Source organism: Chryseobacterium sp. FP211-J200 (genome assembly GCF_001643375.1).
Classification (GTDB): domain Bacteria; phylum Bacteroidota; class Bacteroidia; order Flavobacteriales; family Weeksellaceae; genus Epilithonimonas; species Epilithonimonas ginsengisoli.
The window spans coordinates 216,509-234,125 of sequence record NZ_LSHB01000056.1 but is presented as its reverse complement, the minus strand read 5'-3'; the positions used below and the strand labels follow the sequence as shown (position 1 = coordinate 234,125).

18 protein-coding genes and 1 tRNA gene are annotated in these 17,617 nt (G+C 35.4%); 14 read left to right on the top strand and 5 right to left on the bottom strand.

The features are described 5' to 3' along the window. Positions 1–3: 3 nt before the first annotated feature. A complete protein-coding gene (locus tag AXA65_RS20050) occupies positions 4–708 on the top strand; it encodes a tRNA1(Val) (adenine(37)-N6)-methyltransferase (RefSeq protein WP_063971182.1) in 705 nt (234 codons plus the stop codon). A 79-nt stretch (positions 709–787) separates the two neighbouring features. On the opposite strand, the gene AXA65_RS16645 is transcribed toward AXA65_RS20050, so the two are convergent. Further along, positions 788–1,498, bottom strand: a complete 711-nt coding sequence (locus tag AXA65_RS16645; protein ID WP_034969772.1) for a cell division ATP-binding protein FtsE — start codon at positions 1,496–1,498, stop codon at positions 788–790. Positions 1,499–1,635: 137 nt separating this feature from the next. Next, on the bottom strand, positions 1,636–1,794 hold the full coding sequence (gene rpmH, locus AXA65_RS19635; protein WP_007843334.1) for a 50S ribosomal protein L34: 159 nt from the start codon (positions 1,792–1,794) through the stop codon (positions 1,636–1,638). Between the two features lie 481 nt (positions 1,795–2,275). Here rpmH and AXA65_RS16635 point away from each other — a divergent pair, with 481 nt between their 5' ends. Together AXA65_RS16635 and AXA65_RS16630 are read left to right on the top strand one after the other, a co-directional pair. Beyond that, entirely contained in the window at positions 2,276–2,620 is a 345-nt protein-coding gene (locus tag AXA65_RS16635; protein ID WP_063971180.1) for a cupin domain-containing protein, read from the top strand. Between the two features lie 3 nt (positions 2,621–2,623). Next, on the top strand, positions 2,624–3,883 hold the full coding sequence (locus AXA65_RS16630) for a 3-deoxy-D-manno-octulosonic acid transferase (protein ID WP_063971179.1): 1,260 nt from the start codon (positions 2,624–2,626) through the stop codon (positions 3,881–3,883). Positions 3,884–3,986: 103 nt separating this feature from the next. On the opposite strand, the gene AXA65_RS16625 is transcribed toward AXA65_RS16630, so the two are convergent. Next, on the bottom strand, positions 3,987–4,613 hold the full coding sequence (locus tag AXA65_RS16625; RefSeq protein ID WP_063971178.1) for a hypothetical protein: 627 nt from the start codon (positions 4,611–4,613) through the stop codon (positions 3,987–3,989). Then, the gene (locus AXA65_RS16620; RefSeq protein ID WP_063971177.1) at positions 4,613–5,365 is read right to left on the bottom strand and encodes a glycosyltransferase family 2 protein; all 753 of its coding nucleotides are present in this window, start codon (positions 5,363–5,365) and stop codon (positions 4,613–4,615) included. Before AXA65_RS16620 ends, AXA65_RS16625 begins: the two co-directional genes overlap by 1 nt. Positions 5,366–5,800: 435 nt before the next feature. Here AXA65_RS16620 and AXA65_RS16615 point away from each other — a divergent pair, with 435 nt between their 5' ends. From AXA65_RS16615 to AXA65_RS16565, 11 genes are all read left to right on the top strand, one after another. Then, positions 5,801–8,788, top strand: a complete 2,988-nt coding sequence (locus tag AXA65_RS16615) for a leucine--tRNA ligase (protein WP_063971176.1) — start codon at positions 5,801–5,803, stop codon at positions 8,786–8,788. A gap of 294 nt (positions 8,789–9,082) precedes the next feature. Further along, a complete protein-coding gene (locus AXA65_RS16610; RefSeq protein WP_034976385.1) occupies positions 9,083–9,946 on the top strand; it encodes a MotA/TolQ/ExbB proton channel family protein in 864 nt (287 codons plus the stop codon). Between the two features lie 68 nt (positions 9,947–10,014). Then, positions 10,015–10,620 carry an ExbD/TolR family protein gene (locus AXA65_RS16605; RefSeq protein WP_034976387.1) on the top strand — a complete coding sequence of 202 codons (606 nt, stop codon included), beginning with the start codon at positions 10,015–10,017 and terminating at the stop codon, positions 10,618–10,620. 8 nt (positions 10,621–10,628) lie between these two features. Beyond that, complete coding sequence (locus AXA65_RS16600; RefSeq protein ID WP_034976389.1) at positions 10,629–11,168, top strand: ExbD/TolR family protein; 540 nt, start codon at positions 10,629–10,631, stop codon at positions 11,166–11,168. A gap of 34 nt (positions 11,169–11,202) precedes the next feature. Beyond that, positions 11,203–12,027 carry an energy transducer TonB gene (locus AXA65_RS16595; protein ID WP_063971175.1) on the top strand — a complete coding sequence of 275 codons (825 nt, stop codon included), beginning with the start codon at positions 11,203–11,205 and terminating at the stop codon, positions 12,025–12,027. A gap of 72 nt (positions 12,028–12,099) precedes the next feature. Further along, entirely contained in the window at positions 12,100–12,288 is a 189-nt protein-coding gene (locus AXA65_RS16590) for a hypothetical protein (RefSeq protein ID WP_063971174.1), read from the top strand. Further along, positions 12,285–13,151 carry a PstS family phosphate ABC transporter substrate-binding protein gene (locus tag AXA65_RS16585; RefSeq protein WP_063971173.1) on the top strand — a complete coding sequence of 289 codons (867 nt, stop codon included), beginning with the start codon at positions 12,285–12,287 and terminating at the stop codon, positions 13,149–13,151. The genes AXA65_RS16590 and AXA65_RS16585 overlap by 4 nt, the downstream gene beginning before the upstream one ends. Before the next feature lie 115 nt (positions 13,152–13,266). Beyond that, positions 13,267–14,910 carry a tetratricopeptide repeat protein gene (locus AXA65_RS16580; RefSeq protein ID WP_086048250.1) on the top strand — a complete coding sequence of 548 codons (1,644 nt, stop codon included), beginning with the start codon at positions 13,267–13,269 and terminating at the stop codon, positions 14,908–14,910. A gap of 130 nt (positions 14,911–15,040) precedes the next feature. Then, positions 15,041–15,763 carry a bacillithiol biosynthesis deacetylase BshB1 gene (gene bshB1 / locus AXA65_RS16575; protein ID WP_063971246.1) on the top strand — a complete coding sequence of 241 codons (723 nt, stop codon included), beginning with the start codon at positions 15,041–15,043 and terminating at the stop codon, positions 15,761–15,763. A gap of 34 nt (positions 15,764–15,797) precedes the next feature. Continuing rightward, positions 15,798–15,874, top strand: a tRNA-His gene (locus tag AXA65_RS16570). Between the two features lie 81 nt (positions 15,875–15,955). Continuing rightward, positions 15,956–17,185, top strand: a complete 1,230-nt coding sequence (locus tag AXA65_RS16565) for a glycosyltransferase family 39 protein (protein ID WP_165596616.1) — start codon at positions 15,956–15,958, stop codon at positions 17,183–17,185. 23 nt (positions 17,186–17,208) lie between these two features. Here AXA65_RS16565 and AXA65_RS16560 read toward each other — a convergent pair whose 3' ends face one another. Beyond that, positions 17,209–17,544, bottom strand: coding sequence for a DUF3276 family protein (locus AXA65_RS16560; RefSeq protein ID WP_063971170.1), 336 nt, complete (start codon positions 17,542–17,544; stop codon positions 17,209–17,211). Between the last annotated feature and the right edge of the window lie 73 nt (positions 17,545–17,617).

Below are 17,617 nucleotides of genomic sequence, written 5' to 3'. Positions count from 1 at the left end.
TTAATGAAACCTTTTCGATTTCAACAGTTTGATATTCAACAAAACGCTGACGTTTTCCGAGTGGGAACAGATGCAGTTTTGCTCGGCGCTTTAGCTAATGTTTCCGAAGCGAAGAAAGTTTTGGAAATAGGTACAGGAACCGGAATTGTTTCATTAATGCTTGCTCAAAGAAACCCAGAAGCTAAGATTTTAGCAATCGATATTAATTCTGAAGCAGTCAATATTTCTCAAACCAATTTCATAAATTCTCCTTTTTCTGATAGAATCAAAAGCCAACTTCAAGATTTAAAGAACTTCGAAACTGAGGAGAAATTTGATTTAATCATTTCAAATCCTCCATATTTTGAAATCAATTCATCCGAAAAAGATATTCTCGCAAGACAAAGATTAGAATTGAATTTCTCTGATTTAATCAAAAAATCAAGTCAATTACTTTCCGAAAATGGACTTTTCACAGTCATCATTCCAATCGATTCCGAGAAGGAATTCACTGAGATTTGTTTTAACAATAATTTATTTCTCCAAAGAAAAGTCATTATTAAAGGCATAAAAACCTCGGAACCGAAACGTTTAGTTTTAGAATATTCATTTAAAAATTCAGAAGCTAAAATAGAAAACTTCGTCATAGAAAAATCTCCAAGAGTTTACTCTGATGAATATCTCGAACTTACAAAAGACTTCCATCAATTCACAAAAAAACCTCTCTGAAATTTTCAGAAAGGTTCTATATTTTAAAAACATTAGAATCTAAATCTAACATCTAAATTCTAATCTCTAACTTCTATAATTATTCAAAAAGTTCCGCCGTATCCAAAACAGAAACCTGTCCATTCTCACAACGGATTGCTTCGCCAGGATAATTCTGAATCATATGATAATCGTGCGTTGCCATCACCACTGCGCAATGGTTTTCCTCCGCAAGATTCTTTAGAAGTGTCATAATATCGTTGGAAGTCTCTGGGTCAAGATTTCCCGTTGGCTCATCCGCAAGGATTAATTCTGGATGGTTTAACAACGCTCTCGCAATCGCAGCACGCTGTTGTTCTCCACCAGAAAGCTGATGAGGCATTTTGTGCTTTTTAGTTTTCATCCCAACGCTGGATAGAACTTCATCAATTCTCGCTTCCATTTTCAATTTATCTTTCCAGCCAGTCGCTTGTAGGACAAAAAGAAGATTTTTCTCAATATTTCTGTCTGGTAAAAGCTGAAAATCCTGAAAAACGATTCCTAATTTTCTTCTCAAGTTGGGAACTTCTGACTGCTTCAATTTCTTCAAATCGAAACCGGCAACCTGTCCGCTTCCGCCTTGCAAAGGCAATTGTCCGTAAAGAACTTTCAAAAGAGAACTCTTTCCAGAGCCAGTTTTTCCGATAAGGTAGCAGAATTTCCCTTTCTTGATATGAAGGTCAACATCATTCAGGACGGTGAAGTTTTTCTGAACAATCTTAGCGTTGCTCAAATCTATAATATCTACTCCCGGGTCGTTTCTATGCGGCATAATTTCAAGTTGAAGGTTGTGAAAATCAAAAATAGCAAAAACTTATTTTCCTGCTTTCAATTTTGGGAAATTTTAACAACAAAAAATGTCTGAAACAATGTCCAGACACTTTTTGTATATGATAATTTTTGAAGAAATTATCTCTTAGCGCGAGATGCACTAACAGTTAAGCTCTTTCTTCCTTTCGCTCTTCTAGCTGCCAACACTCGTCTTCCGTTTGGTGTAGACATTCTTTCACGGAAACCGTGTTTGTTTCTTCTTTTTCTCTCAGATGGTTGGAATGTTCTTTTACTCATCACTAATATATTTAGTTCGTAATTACTATTAAATTTTCAGATTGCAAATATACAGCTTTTATTTTGCTTCACAAGTATTTGAAAACTTTTTTACAATAATTTTCAACAACTTATGATTTGATTTATTTGGGCAGCTATTTCCGCCTTCCGTTCCCAATCTTTTTTGCTCACGATTCCAGTTAAGTTGAACCTGATTACAAGCAAAAAAGGATTTCCACTCAAGTCGGGCTGCGGGTTTCAGTACAAAACAAGATTCAGCATTGAAATGCTGTTTTGTCATTCCGTAGGAATCTAGACGGTTTAGATTCCTACGGAATGACAAAATTACGTTTTAATAATTCGTATTTCTTTGGTGAGTTTTACGTCTTTGCGAATCTAAAGTATTTTCAATAATTTCAAAAAATCTTGGCGAACTTTGCGTTTAGATTTTAATGTTATCCTTACTTAATAATTAAATTTGCCTGAATCAGAAAAACAAACGATGATAAATTCAAAAGAAAATTCCGAGCATTACATTTGGGGAAATAATTGTGACAGCTGGGTTTTATTAAACTCAGAAAACCTTTCTATCAAACAAGAAATGATGCCTCCAAAAACGAAAGAGCAACTTCATTTTCACAGAAATGCACAACAGTTTTTCTTTATTCTCAAAGGAAAAGCAAGATTTCACAGAGACGAGAATATTTATGAAGTTTACGCCAATTCAGGATTTCATATTCTGCCAAATCAAATTCATTTGATAGAAAATGACACAGAAAATGATTTGGAATTCTTGGTCATATCCAATCCTTCCACAAATAATGATAGATTTGCATTAGAAAAATAAAAGATGAAATCTCTATACAATCTTTTCGTCCGCCTGATGATTTTCGGGATGAAGGTCTTTGCACTCATCGATGGCAAAACCAAAAAAGGAATCCGAGGCAGAAAACAGTCTTTGGAAATTGTAAGAAATGCTTTTTCCCGAGAAGATAAAGTCCTGTGGATGCATGCTTCCAGCTTAGGTGAATACGAACAAGGTTTACCAGTTCTCGAGAAACTGAAGGAACATTTTCCGGATTATAAAGTGTTAATCACGTTCTTTTCACCTTCCGGTTATGAAAATGTGAAGAAGAAAAAACATATGGCAGACGCAATTTGTTATTTGCCTTTTGATAAAAATAAAGAAATTCAGGAATTTGTTTCCAGCTTCGATTGTCAGATTTTCTTCACTGTGAAATATGATTATTGGTACAATCTTTTAATTGAACTGAAAAATAGAGAAACAAAAATTTATGTGATTTCTGCTTTGTTTTATGAACATCAGATTTTCTTTGAAAATTATGGAAAATGGTTCGCCAAACAACTGAAAAATAACATCAACTGGTTTTTTCATCAAACCATCAAATCTTCAGCTCTGGCAAAAAATATCGGATTGATAAATTCCTCCGTTTCCGGCGATACAAGATTTGACCGCGTGAAACAGTTCTTGGATAGAGATAATCATCTCGATTTTATTGAAGAGTTTAAAGGCAGTCAGAAATTGATTGTTTTCGGAAGTTCTTGGCAAACTGAGGAAGATATCGCCCAACTCTTGGTCAAAAAACTTCCTGAAACCAAATTTGCCATCGCGCCTCACGATTTGCATCGCATTCCGCATTTGTTAAAATTATTTCCGAACGCCATTCTTTACAGTGCTCTTTCCAATTCTCCAACGCTTCAAACTTCGAATTATCAAATTCTCATCATCGACAGTATTGGAAAGCTTTCAAAATTATATTCTTACGCAGATTTGGCGGTTGTTGGCGGCGGTTTTCATACGGCAGGATTGCACAATATTTTGGAAGCTGCAGTTTATGACGTTCCAGTCATTTTTGGAAATCAGTATAAAAAAAATCCGGAAGCAGATAATTTGGTTGCAGCCAAAGGCGGAAAACACTTTGACGATTTTGTGACCGCAGCTGCTTTCATCGAGGAAGTGATGAAAAAAGATTTGTCAGCCGAAGAAGGCGAAGTTTCTTACCTGAAAGAAATGTCGAAAAATGCGGGTGATTTTGTGAAATCTCAGCCAAATTCTACGGAGATTATTTTGAAGAAAATATTGATTTAAACACAAGGTTCACAAAGTTTTTACACAAGGTTTGCTATTTTCATTTCCTCAAAAGCTTAATTGTGTTCTTTGTGAAGAGCTTGGTGTCTTTGTGATTAAAATATTACCTCAAAAATCCCTCACTCTTAATTCCTTTCACAATCAATTCAAAATGGTCGGGAATGTTTTCACTTTTCAACCAGTTGAAATCTAAACCATTATTGATGCAAAGTTTCTGGAAATAAATATTGCCATCGATTTTTTCATTGAGGTTTTCCAAAAATTCATCGATTTCCATCCAATAATCTTCATCCAGTTTTTTGGTCAAGGTCAGGGCTTTGAAGATTTTGTTGATGAGATAAATATAGAGTTTGTAGACGTTGTCGAATCTTTGTGTTCCAAGTTTTTCGTTGTGTTCTAATATTTCATTGATTAAAAATAAATTCAAGGAAACGTCGCCAAATTTATCCGTCGTGATTTTCACGTGTTCAGTGATTTCAGCACTTATTTTTCTGATGAGAACGAGAAAATATTTTTGATTTGCAATATATTTTGAAGCCAACGAAACTTTTTCATGAATGATTTCTTCCATTGCATCTCGTTTGTCGTCAACGGTTTCTAGGTCAATCAATTCGAAATAGAGTTTCTTGGAAAGCAATTTGTCTTTCTTCAGCAATCGGAAAATCAATTTATCTTTTTCGGCCGGCGAAAATTCGCTCAAAGCCTGCTTGAATTCTTTTGAATATTCCATTAATTGAAGATTTTTGAATATTTGATAAAACCGTTAAACGCCCAATTCGCTGTATAATACAGGGATTTCAAAGTGGAAAATTTCATATAATCTTTGTAAACCAGATATTGGTCTTTCATAATGTTTGATTTGTTTCGGGAAACGCTGTTTGGCAACATTCTGTATTTTGATAAGGTTTTTTTTAAAGGTTTTCCTTGTGGAATTTTCTTCAAAAGTTCCAGCCACATCACGTGGTCTTCGCGTTTTGTGCCTTCTGGAAAGTAGAATTTTCCAACTCTTTTGGAATCGTACATTGACGAAAGTAAAGATAATCTGCAGGTTCTCAAGAGATTATTGAAATTGACAATCGTGTCTGCTTCAAAATCACCGATTGTAGGATTCAGATTTTCGTCGCAACGGGAATAAGTGGAGTAGGCGAGTTCTGCATTTTCAGATTTCATAAAGTTGACCATTTCTTCGAGGAAATTCGATTCCCAAAAATCATCGGCATCCAGAAATGTGATAAATCTTCCGGTAGCATTTTCCAAAGAAATATTTCTTGCGTGTCCTGCGCCGCCATTTTTCTTCGCTTTGAAAACTTTGATTCTTGGGTCATTTTGTTCTTCCAGAATCTCTACGGAATTGTCTGTGGAACAATCATCAGTAATCAGCCATTCCCAATCTTTGAAAGTTTGATTGAGGACAGAATTGATGGTTTCATCCAAATATTTTGAAGAATTGTAACTCGGTGTGATGATTGAGATTTCCGGCACTTTCGATTTTTTACAAAGATAAAGATATAGACTTTAAGATAATGATTTTTCAGATAATAGACTTTTGGTAATGAAAACACTTCGACTCCGCTCAGTGTGACATCTCTAATACTAACGGGTTTTTGAAGTTGTCAGTGTGAGCGGAGTCAAAGACTTTATCTTTTATATGCTTCACTTCTTTTTGAATGACAAATGTTGATTCGAAGCTGGAATCTGCGCCCCGACTTGAGCGGAAATCCTTTTTTGCGTGTAATCAGGTTCAACTTAACTGAAACCGTCTGCAAAAAAGATTGGGAGCGGAAGGCGGAAATAGCTGCCCAAATAATTATTATTGTGGAAAAGTGAATCCGAAAATTTAAAATTGTCTATTTATTTCAAAATCTTAACTTTGTGAATCTTAAAAAAATTATTCATTACTAATTCTTACTTTATAGAATGTTTTACGACCATCAGCAGATAGAAAAAAAGTGGCAGAAATACTGGGAAGACAACCAAACTTACAAGACTTCCGACTCAACCGATAAACCGAAATTCTACGTCCTCGATATGTTTCCGTACCCATCCGGAGCGGGACTTCACGTGGGGCATCCGCTTGGATACATCGCGTCGGATATCTATGCGCGATTCAAAAGGCATCAGGGTTTCAACGTTTTGCATCCTGTTGGTTATGACAGTTTTGGACTTCCTGCTGAGCAGTATGCGATACAAACCGGAACGCATCCTGCAATTACGACTGAACAAAATATCACGAGATACGAGGAGCAATTAAGAAAAATCGGGTTTTCATTTGACTGGAGCAGGGAAGTGAGAACTTCGGACGCTTCTTATTATAAATGGACGCAATGGATTTTCATTCAATTGTTTCACTCTTGGTACAATACAGATACAGACAAGGCTGAATCTATCGAAACTTTGATCAAACATTTTGATGAAAAAGGAACAGAAGGTTTGAATGCCAATCAAAATGAGGAATTGAATTTCACTTCAGATGAATGGAAAAATTATTCTGAAATTAAGAAAGAAGAAATATTATTAAATTATCGTCTGGCTTTCCGTGCAGAAACAACTGTGAACTGGTGTCCAGCATTGGGAACCGTTTTGGCGAACGACGAAATCAAGGATGGAAAATCCGAACGAGGCGGTTATCCTGTTTTCCAAAAGAAAATGATGCAGTGGAGTATGAGGATTTCTGCATACTCGGAAAGATTGTTACAAGGTTTGAAAACTTTGGACTGGCCTCAACCTTTGAAAGATGCTCAGGAATATTGGATTGGAAAATCTCAAGGTGCGCAGGTAAGATTCTCAACTGAAAACGGAGAAACGATTGAAGTTTTTACAACCCGTCCCGACACGATTTTCGGAGCAACCTTTATGGTTTTGGCACCGGAAAATCCTTTGGTTCAATATTTAACAACAGCAGAACAAAAAGTTGAGGTTGACCAATATATAGAAGAAACGTCAAAAAAAACTGAACGTGATAGAATGGCTGACGTGAAAAACGTGAGTGGTGCTTTCACGGGAAGTTATGCCATCAATCCATTTACTGGGAAGAATATTCCAGTTTATATTTCGGATTATGTGTTGATGGGTTACGGAACTGGTGCTGTAATGGCTGTCCCTGCGCACGACGAACGTGACCATAGATTTGCTAAGAAATTTAATCTGGAAATCATCAAGGTTGTAGAGTCTGATGTGGATGTTCAGGAAGAAGCGTACGATTCTAAGGATTCGGTTTGTGTGAATTCTGATTTCCTGAATGGCCTTAATTATAAGGATGCAAAATCCAAAATAATTGCTGAAATCGAAAACCGAGGAATTGGTCACGGAACAACTAATTACAGACAGCGTGATGCGATTTTCTCCAGACAAAGATATTGGGGCGAGCCGGTTCCTATCTATTATAAGGATGGAATGCCGTACACTTTACCAAATTCCGCTTTGCCTTTGGAACTTCCTGAAGTCGAAAAATATCTACCAACAGAAGACGGCGACCCGCCATTAGGAAATGCAAAAACATTTGCGTGGGACGAAGCAAATCAGAAAGTGGTTGATACGGATTTGATTGATGATAAAACCGTTTTCCCATTAGAATTATCCACAATGCCAGGTTGGGCAGGAAGTTCGTGGTATTTCCTAAGATATATGGACCCGAATGATGACGAAGTTTTTGCTAAAAAAGAATTGACCGATTATTGGGGACAAGTTGATTTGTACATCGGTGGAAGCGAGCACGCAACAGGACATTTGCTATATTCCCGTTTTTGGAATATGTTTTTGAAAGACAGAGGTTACATTGAACAAAATGAGCCTTTCCAAAAATTGATTAATCAAGGAATGATTTTGGGAATGAGTGCTTTTGGGTATAGAATTTTTCTTGATGCTAATCAATATGACTTAAAAGATAAAAACCTTGAAAAGAAAAGGTTAAATTTAGTTATTCCTTCAAAATATCTCGATTTTCATATAAATCCTGACGGAAAAGAAGTGAAAGAAGCTTTTGTCATAAGTGAAAAGTATGAGGAAGAAGTTATAAAACAGATTAAAGAAAAAACAAGTATCGATATAGAAAAATTCAAAGGGTTTTCTCCTCAAAGATTTCATATTAATATTTCTTTATTAAAAGGAACTACGGACGAGCTTGATGTAGAAATGTTTAGAAATAATGAACTATATAATAAAGAATTTTTTGATGCTATTGTAATTACAGATAATGGAAAATATATTACAGACCGTGAAGTTGAAAAAATGTCAAAATCCAAATACAATGTCGTTAATCCGGATGATATCTGTAACGAATATGGCGCGGACGGTTTAAGATTGTATGAAATGTTTCTGGGTCCATTAGAACAATCCAAGCCTTGGAACACGCAAGGCCTAAGCGGAGTTTATGGTTTCCTGAAAAAATTCTGGAATCTTTATTTCGATGGCGATACGTTTGAAGTTTCTGATGAAGAGCCTACAAAAGCGGAATTCAAGATTCTGCATACATTAATCAAGAAAGTGCTTTTTGATATCGAGAATTTTTCTTTCAATACCTCAGTGTCGTCATTTATGATAGCAGTCAATGAGTTACAAAAGTTGAAATGTAATAAGAGAGCGATTCTGGAGCCATTGGCAATAATAATCTCGCCTTATGCGCCACACATCTGTGAAGAGGTATGGAATTTGCTGGGAAATAATTCGTCTATAGAGTTCGAGAAGTTTCCAATTCTCGATGAAGCTTATCTAGTAGAAGATGAGATAGATTACCCAGTAAGTTTTAACGGAAAAATGAAATTCAAAATTAAATTGGCTTCTGATTTACAAAAGGACGAAGTTGAAAAAATAATTTTGGAGAATCAGAATGCAAAAAGATACTTGGAAGGCAAAACGGTGAAAAATTTCATCTTTGTTCCCAAGAAAATCATTAATATTGTCTCATAAGTAAGCAATGAAATGGGGCGTTTTTAAAATTTAACAAAAATTTATTATATATTATAAATGTAATTATTGAATCGGAAAACATAAAAATAATTCACAATTTTTGGTTATATTTTATAATGTTTGGAAAGATTGATAATAAATTGATAAAAAATAAGTTTAATTTTAATAATATACGAATGCGGTCTCGATTGCATTGACAAAAAAAACAAAAAGTAACATTATTTAGTTTGCATTTTTAAATAATTTGACTTTATTTTACAGAATAAAATTTAACAATTATAATTTAGTTTTAATATGGAAATGAATGTTTCAAACACAGACGAGCAAGTAGTTGCTAGAAAAAAGGGAGGTCTTAATCCTGCGGTAATTATACCAATTTTATTCGCTATTGGTATTGCAATCTTTTTATTTGTATTAGGTAACCCATCTAACTTTCAGGAGGATGCGCGTACTGCCGGTACAGCTTCAGTAGCTTTTGCTGATATCAAAGGGACGGAGTTACATCCACACGGATTAGGAGTTATCTATATGGGAGGAGTTCTTGTTCCTGTTTTGATTACTTTTATGATCATCGTGATCGTTTTCTCTATCGAGAGAGCAATCGTTTTAAGCAAAGCTTCAGGAAACGGAAATGTTGATAATTTCGTTTTGAAAATCAGAAGTTTATTAAACAACAACAAAGTTGACGAGGCTCTTGAAGAGTGCGACAGACAGCAAGGTTCTATCGGAAACGTTGTGAAAGAAGGTCTTACGACTTACAAAGCTTTGGCTCACGACACAACTCTTGATAAAGAACAGAAAATGGCTGGTCTTAACAAAGCGATTGAAGAAGCTACAACTCTTGAAATGCCAATGTTGGAGAAAAATATGAACATTCTTTCTACACTAGGTACTGTTGCCACTTTGGTAGCATTGTTGGGAACTGTACTAGGTATGATCCGTTCATTCCAGGCGTTAGGAGAAGCAGGTGGAACACCAGATGCTGCTGCACTATCAATTGGTATCTCTGAAGCATTGATGAATACAGCTTTAGGTATTGGTACTTCTGCAATCGCGATTATTCTTTATAACTATTTCACATCTAAAATTGATGGTTTGACTTACAAGATTGACGAAATCTCTATGAGCATCCAACAATCTTTTGCTGAATTTCATTAAGAAATTGAGCGTCTTATAAAATGTATTTTACATTTTAAATTTCATCAAATAGTTAAATAGACAAAACAATGGCGAGAATTAAACCAAAAAGACATGGTGTAGCTCTGGATATGACAGCAATGTGTGATGTGACATTTTTACTTCTTACATTCTTCATTATGACTACCCAGTTCAAAAAGCCCGATGTGGCACAGATAAAACCGCCTTCTTCTATATCAGAGAAAATACTTCCTGATGCAAGTCTAATGACAGTAAATGTTGATCCAAACGGTGTGTTTTATTTTCAACCCGTAGATAACGGTACAGAAAAATTACAGCTTTTGGACAAAATGGGAGCAAAGTATAATATGACTTTCACAAACCCAGAAAAAGTTGCGTTTGCAAAATTAGAATCAGTAGGAGTGCCAATGGGGCAGCTGAAAAGTTTTTTGAATCTGCCTGCAGAAAAACAAAAAGCTTACAAAGCGACGGAAGGAGTTCCGATGGATAGTACAAATAAACAATTGATTGATTGGGTACAGCAAAGTTTAGCAGTTAATCCTAACTACAAGTTAGCGATCAAAGGTGATGTAACTACAAAATACCCAAAAGTGAAAGGTTTATTTGAAGGTTTAAGAGATATTGATTTTCTTAAATTCTGGTTGATCACATCACAAGAAGCTAAAACAAATTAATTCGAGAAATGGCAGAAGTACAAGTAAAAGAGGATTCCGGGAAAGGCGGCAAGGTCCGCTCGAAAAAGCAGAATCCACGTGTAGATATGACACCGATGGTTGATTTGAATTTCTTGATGTTGATGTTCTTTATGTTCACCACAACATTTAGTAAACCAAATGTGATGGACCTTGGTCTTCCAGCAAAACCTAAGGATCCTAAACAACAGCCTGAAACAGAAATCAAATTGAATAATTCAATTTCTATCATTATAGGGAAAGATAACAAGATATTTTACCATCAGTTGGATCAAGCAGGTCTTAATGAGCAAACTCTTGTTGAAACCAATTTTGATAGAGAAGGTATTACGAAAGTAATAGAGAGAGCAAAAGCCGGAGCATCTGATAAAGAAAAGTTCACAGTAATTATCAAGCCAACGGACGATGCAGTATATAAAAACTTTGTAGACATTCTAGATGAAATGGCTATTACCAAAAACGAAAGATATGGGGTTACCGATATCAAACCGTGGGAAGAAGCTATTTACAAAAAGAAAGTAGGAGAATAGTTCCACTACAAGTATCATATTTAATAATATTAAAATGGCAGACGAAAATTTGAAGTACGATCTTTCTCTTGATGAGATTGTATTTGAAAATAGAAATAAAGAATACGGAGCATATGACCTTAGGACAAGATATGCCAATGTGCTTACAAAATCATTCTTAATTGGGACCGCTTTCTTTATCCTTCTTGCTGTATCTCCTTTGATCTATCTTAAGATTCAACAGATGAATGCTAAAGATAAAGTAGAAGTGGATGCAAACTTGGTTAATATTTTGGAAGAACAACCCATTTTAGAACAACCTAAGGAAGAAGAACCACCTCCACCACCTCCACCAAAAGAGGAAGAGAAACAGGAGGTAATTCAGAACGTAGTTCCGGAACCTAAGAAAGCTCCAAAGATCGAGACTCCACCGCCGCCAATTACAAAACAGTTGGAAACGACGACTGGTCTTAACAATCAAGAGGGTGTGAAAACACCAACTTACACGCCACCGCCACCGCCCCCAGGAACTGGTAAAGTAGTGACAGCAGAGGTGAAGCCAGTGACTAATGAGGTTTACGAATCAGTAGATCAGGCAGCAGAATATCCTGGAGGTATCAATTCATTCAGAAATAAATTCCAGAATAATTTTGATTCAGGAAGTTTGGAAGGTGAAGGTACTTTGAAAACAGAAGTGACATTTGTTGTTGAAAAGGACGGGTCTCTTACGCAGGTAAAAGCCTCGGGCTCAAATTCTGACTTTAACAAGGAAGCGGAAGCAACCGTTAAAGGATTGAGAACAAAATGGACTCCTGGTAAAGTTAACGGACAGCCTGTAAGATCTAGATTTAGATTCCCAGTTACAATGAATTTCCAATAAGGAATAAAATAGTAATGTATTATACAAAAGAGAAGTTTTTATAACTTCTCTTTTTTTATTAAATTTGTTTTTATGTATAAATGGCTTTCTTTAGTTGTAGGATTTTTCTACATCGCATTTGGTGTTTTTATTTTGGTTTACAGATATAAGCAGATTACAGAATCCGATATCGCTTATCCTCTAGGTGCATTACTTTTGGTGTATGGTATTTTTAGGTTTGTGAGAGCAATAATTGTACTCAAAAATGATAAATCAGAATGAAAAAAATATTTTTTCTGATCATCGCAAGTTTTGCTTTGATCTATTCGTGTTCAAAAGATAAGGACATAGATAATCCTAACAAAGGCGAAATTACCATAGAAGCCGACGAATCTTTTAAAAGTGTAGCAGAAGCTTTAGTTGAAAGATACACCGCACTTAATCCAAAGACAAAAATTAATCTGGTTATTAAGAAAGAAGATTTAGGTCTTCTGGATCTGTTGGATAAGAAAGCACGAGTAATTGTTATGTCTAGGGAACTTTCCAAAAAGGAAAAAGAAGCTTATGACAAAAAGATAGATCTTCCTTGGAAGCCTGCAAAATTTGCTGCAGATGCTGTACTGTTTGTTGTACCTAAAGATTCGCCTTTAGAGTCTATTTCAATGGAAGAAATTTATGCTGATTTGAATTCTGATAAAAAGAGATTAATTTTTGACGGCGTTAATTCCAGTAACTTAAATTTTATTGCTCAAAAGTTTAATAAAAATCCTTCTGAATTAAAGTTTTCTATCATTAATGGAAACGAAAATGTTGCGGAACAGCTTAAAAATTATCCTGATAAAATTGGTGTTATCAGCTACAATACAATCAGCAGACCTTTCGGAGTAGAAGCGGAAAAACTTAGAAATGAGCTGAAAGTTCTGAAGGTCATAAAAAATAATAAATCTTATGATGTTTCTACTGATACATTGAAAGATATGAGTTATCCATTTACCCGGGTTTTATATTTCATTACCAATGAAGCATATTACGGTTTAGGAAATGGTTTCATTAGATTTTCTTGCCAGCAATTGGGTCAGATTATTGTAGAAAAAGAAGGGTTACAACCTTACAATATTTTTAAAAGGGAAGTTCAAATGAGATAAGCCAATTTTTAATATTTATTTAACAGAAGAATTAAATATAATTATCTATTTTGGTCTAAATATTGTCGATAAAACCAAAATTTATCAGTTAAGAAAAATGAAAAAAGAGAATAGAATGAATTTATCAAAAAAAATTGTTGTTACAGCTACGGTAGGCTTTTTTACAAGTTTTAGTTTTGCACAATCTGTACAAGACGGGATTAACTTTGTAGATAGTCAAAAATATGCAAAGGCAAAACAAAATTACACAGACCTTATTAATCAAAATCCTAAAGAAGCAAGCAATTACTTCTATTTAGGTAACACATATTTAACACAGTTCGATCCTAATTTTGATTTGGCTCAGGAGAGTTTCAATAAGGGGCTTGCAACTGATGCCAAAAGTTATTTGAACAAATTAGGTTTGGCTTCTATAAAACTAGGTAAAGGAGATAAATCTGCTGTCGCAGAGATTCAGCAGATCGTAAAAGATTCTAGAGAGAAAGATGCAGAGGTACTTTTCCGTGCTGGTGAAGCTTTGACATTGTTTGAAAAAAATAGTTCACCTGATCTGGCTATCGGTTTCTTGAACAAAGCAATCGAAAAGTCTCAAAAAGCGGGAGTTCCTGCGAACTACTATTATGCTTTGGGTGATGCATACAGAATCAAGAAGGATCCAGGAAACGCAATGACTGCTTATGATAAAGCAGAAGCTGTGGCAAAAAATAAGGCTTCAGTTTATACAAGAAAAGGTACACTTTGGATTGCTGCACAACAGTGGCAACAAGCGAAAACGAACATCGATAAAGCGATTGCTGTAGATCCAACTTACGCACCAGCTTACAAAGCTTTGGCGGGTTTCAATATCAAATATCAGAAAAATGCTGAGGCAACTCAGAATTTGATCAACTACACGAAGTATGCTGATGAGGATCCATATACTCAGTTGGAGATTGCAAAACTTTATTTTACCAATGAAGATTATGCTAATGCAAAAACAACATTAGATTCTGTTTTTGATAAAGTAAATGATCCAATCAAATACAAATTAAGAGCTTACATCCAATATGGAGAAGCTAAGTATGCAGAAGCTCAGCAAAGCATCGGTACTTTCTTGTCTCAGGCCGATAAATCCAGAGTACAAGCTTCTGACGAAGGTTTACAAGGTCTTATCGCGGCAGGATTGGCAAAAGATGAGAAAGATGCAGCTAAAAAAGCACAACTTGAATCTACAGTTCAACAAAAGATTGCTATTGCGAAGAATGCAAAAGACGAAACTTTGAACTGGGACGAAGAGTTAGCAAAGATCAAAGGCGGATTGGTAGGTATTACAGCTGATGCAGGTGGTACATCTCCGGAGATTGAAGCTTTGAAGACTAAAGTTGCAGCAAACGCTCAAGATACAGATGCGATCTACAAATTGGCACAAGCATACCAAGATATCAAAAACTGGAATGGTGCTATCTTAACTTGGCAAAAAATGATCACGCTTCTTCCTACTTGGGAGCCGGCTTATTATAGCCAAGGTTATGCTTATCAGCAAGCGGGAAGCCAAGAATTGGCATCTGCTGCTTATCAAAAGTATATTGATATTTTGTTGGCAAAACCCGCGACCGATCAGGAAACGAATAAAGAAACAATGTCTTATGCGTACTTTGCAATCGCATTTATAGCTAAAGACAGTGATAAGGAAAAAGCAAAAGCTAATATTGAAAAATCATTGGCGCTGAATCCAACGTATGCAGATGCACTTGCATTGCAAAAAGCACTTAATCAATAATCTCACCGAGATACATATCAAACTTCCCAATTCATAAGATTGGGAAGTTTTGTTTTTAGTAATTTTGCATTAATTAAAAATGAAATCGCTTAACAGTGATTACATAAGTAAGACCAATAAAAAACAGTATATGAAATGTGATTTTCTAGCCATAGGCGCTCATCCGGATGATGTAGAATTAGGGTGTGGTGGAACTATTGTTAAATTGATATCCGAAGGAAAAACGGTCAGTGTGATCGATTTGACCGAAGGAGAATTAGGGACCAGAGGAACTGCAGAGACTAGAGCCGAAGAAGCTAAAAATGCAGCAAAGATATTAGGCATAAGTGCAAGGGAAAATCTAAAACTAAAAGATGGCTTCCTTACTAATTCTGAAGAATACCAACTGAAGATCGTAGAAAAGATCAGAAAATACAGACCAGAAATTGTGTTGGCAAACGCCATAGATGATCGACACCCAGATCATGCAAAAGCAGCAAAATTGGTTTCGGATGCTTGTTTCCTGGCAGGCCTTAAAAAAATTGAAACATATGATAATAACGAGTTACAGGAAGTTTGGAGACCCAAACATATCTTCCATTATATCCAATGGAAAAATGTGGTGCCAGAATTTGTGATAGATATTACTGGTTTTTTGGATAAAAAAATAGAAGCTTGCCTGGCTTACAAAACTCAATTCTATAATCCAGAATCCAAAGAACCTGTTACACCTATTGCTACAAAGGATTTCCTTGAAAGTTTGACTTACAGGGCTCAAGACTTGGGAAGGCTTTCTGGAGTAGAATTTGCTGAAGGTTTTACCACAGAAAAATTGGTTGCACTCAAAAATTTTGAAGGAATTATTTGCAATTAAACGATAAAGTACTATATTTGCACACGCAAAAACGGTGATTGTAGCTCAGTTGGTTAGAGCGCCGGATTGTGGTTCCGGAGGTCGGGGGTTCGAGACCCCTCATTCACCCCAAATTAAAAGCGCATTCTTTTTAGGATGCGCTTTTTTATTATTCAAGAATATTTTTTTAAATTACCTATTCAAATCTTTGCGATGTTCATAAAACTGAGTTCTCTCTTATCATACAGGAATTTATTGATAGCGAACATTTTCATTGTTGTTCTCAAAATTCTTTATGTAACGATGATACAAAAAGAGTTTTTGACCTTGGAAGATTTTACGATAGCAAAAAATATCGTCGAATATCACCAATATTCAGAATTTGTGGCGCAAGGCGGAACGGCTTTCAAATTACCAGTCTATCCTTTTTTTATAAGTTTTTTTCTATGGCTTTTGGGAAGTCATGCACTTTTAGCTATAGCGATCACGCAAGCTATATTAAGTTTTTTCACACCTGTACTTTTGTATAAGATCATAAGGATGTTCGGAAATGAAAAGATGGGTATTATTTCTGGTTTTTTATTTCTCTTGTCACCGGCGTATTTTCTTTATCCAGGAATCATAGAGGCTTCCAATATTTTTATAAGCATTCTTCTTTTATGGTTTTATTTGTATTTCAGGATTTGGTTTACGGTAGAAATTAAGAATACAAGTATTGTAATGTTAGGTATTGTCACCGCTTTATTATTCCTCACACAGGTCGTTATAGTACCGTTATGTTGTTTGATGCTTTTAGCACTTTTGGTGCTCAAAAAAATTACTTTAAAACATTTTTCCTGTCTACTACTTGTTACTGGGCTTCTATATTCGCCTTGGGTCATCAGGAATTATGGTGTCTTTGATAAGGTGGTTTTGTCCAAATCACCCACTTGGCAAAATATATATTATGGATTTACGGAGAAAGGGCAGTTGTTGGATGATCTCAAATTGATCCCTTTCGAGAGAGATCATTATCTCTACCAAATGAGGGATGAAGTCAATGAGTTTGCGATGGAAGAAACCTACAAAAAGGAAGTTGAAAGAGTTACTCATGGTAAACCGCATTACTTTATCAAAAAAGCAGCTAGCAATTTCCTTTGTCTTTGGTTTGTACCTCCCAAATATTTTTATGACAACAGCCTGTCAGTATTGATGGGACGCAAGGTTTATGTCGTTATTCTAAATCTAATGACAATCGTATCTCTAGTCTTTTTGTACAAGAGGTCCAGACTGTTGTTTTGGTTTTCGCTTCTGTTCTTTGCTAATTTTTCTTTCCCCTACATGATCGGACACGCTGCCAATATGAGATTCAAGTTGGATTTTGAATGGTATCAATTGATCTTAGCATCTTTCCTAGTTTGGGAACTGTCGAGATATTACAAACAAAAAAACGCATCTGTGTAGATGCGTTTGTCTTTTCTAATTTTCTAAACCTCGTCGTCAGATTCTATGGTAAAAGATTTTGATTTGAAATCTTTGTCATGTCTCTCAGAGATCACATCTTCACCTTTCTGTTGGATGATAAAGTCTGTAGATTCATTGAATAGTTCTTGGAAACTTTTGAAATCCTCTTTGTAAAGGTAGATCTTATGTTTTTCAAAAGTTGCTTCTCCATTTTCCCCAAAATTCTTTTTGCTTTCTGTAATGGTCAAATAGTAATCACCCGCTTTCGTCTCCCGCACATCAAAGAAATACGTTCTTCTGCCTGCTTTCAACACCTTAGTGAAAATCTCATTCTCATGTCGTTCTTTAAATTCACTCATCGTTATTTATTTTTTAGAAATCTGTATTAACAAATATAACAGAATTCTCCGAAATTCAAAATGTTTTGTTAAA

Bases quoted from the DNA above. Each gene is read 5' to 3' on its own strand.
- AXA65_RS20050 (WP_063971182.1), top strand. From the start codon at position 4: ATGAAACCTTTTCGATTTCAACAGTTTGATATTCAACAAAACGCTGAC.
- AXA65_RS16630 (WP_063971179.1), top strand. From the start codon at position 2,624: ATGAAATCTCTATACAATCTTTTCGTCCGCCTGATGATTTTCGGGATG.
- bshB1 (WP_063971246.1), top strand. From the start codon at position 15,041: ATGAAATGTGATTTTCTAGCCATAGGCGCTCATCCGGATGATGTAGAA.
- AXA65_RS16635 (WP_063971180.1), top strand. From the start codon at position 2,276: ATGATAAATTCAAAAGAAAATTCCGAGCATTACATTTGGGGAAATAAT.
- AXA65_RS16600 (WP_034976389.1), top strand. From the start codon at position 10,629: ATGGCAGAAGTACAAGTAAAAGAGGATTCCGGGAAAGGCGGCAAGGTC.
- AXA65_RS16565 (WP_165596616.1), top strand. From the start codon at position 15,956: ATGTTCATAAAACTGAGTTCTCTCTTATCATACAGGAATTTATTGATA.
- AXA65_RS16625 (WP_063971178.1), bottom strand. From the start codon at position 4,613: ATGGAATATTCAAAAGAATTCAAGCAGGCTTTGAGCGAATTTTCGCCG.
- AXA65_RS16590 (WP_063971174.1), top strand. From the start codon at position 12,100: ATGTATAAATGGCTTTCTTTAGTTGTAGGATTTTTCTACATCGCATTT.
- AXA65_RS16645 (WP_034969772.1), bottom strand. From the start codon at position 1,498: ATGCCGCATAGAAACGACCCGGGAGTAGATATTATAGATTTGAGCAAC.
- AXA65_RS16585 (WP_063971173.1), top strand. From the start codon at position 12,285: ATGAAAAAAATATTTTTTCTGATCATCGCAAGTTTTGCTTTGATCTAT.
- AXA65_RS16580 (WP_086048250.1), top strand. From the start codon at position 13,267: ATGAATTTATCAAAAAAAATTGTTGTTACAGCTACGGTAGGCTTTTTT.
- AXA65_RS16605 (WP_034976387.1), top strand. From the start codon at position 10,015: ATGGCGAGAATTAAACCAAAAAGACATGGTGTAGCTCTGGATATGACA.
- AXA65_RS16610 (WP_034976385.1), top strand. From the start codon at position 9,083: ATGGAAATGAATGTTTCAAACACAGACGAGCAAGTAGTTGCTAGAAAA.
- AXA65_RS16595 (WP_063971175.1), top strand. From the start codon at position 11,203: ATGGCAGACGAAAATTTGAAGTACGATCTTTCTCTTGATGAGATTGTA.
- AXA65_RS16615 (WP_063971176.1), top strand. From the start codon at position 5,801: ATGTTTTACGACCATCAGCAGATAGAAAAAAAGTGGCAGAAATACTGG.
- rpmH (WP_007843334.1), bottom strand. From the start codon at position 1,794: ATGAGTAAAAGAACATTCCAACCATCTGAGAGAAAAAGAAGAAACAAA.
- AXA65_RS16560 (WP_063971170.1), bottom strand. From the start codon at position 17,544: ATGAGTGAATTTAAAGAACGACATGAGAATGAGATTTTCACTAAGGTG.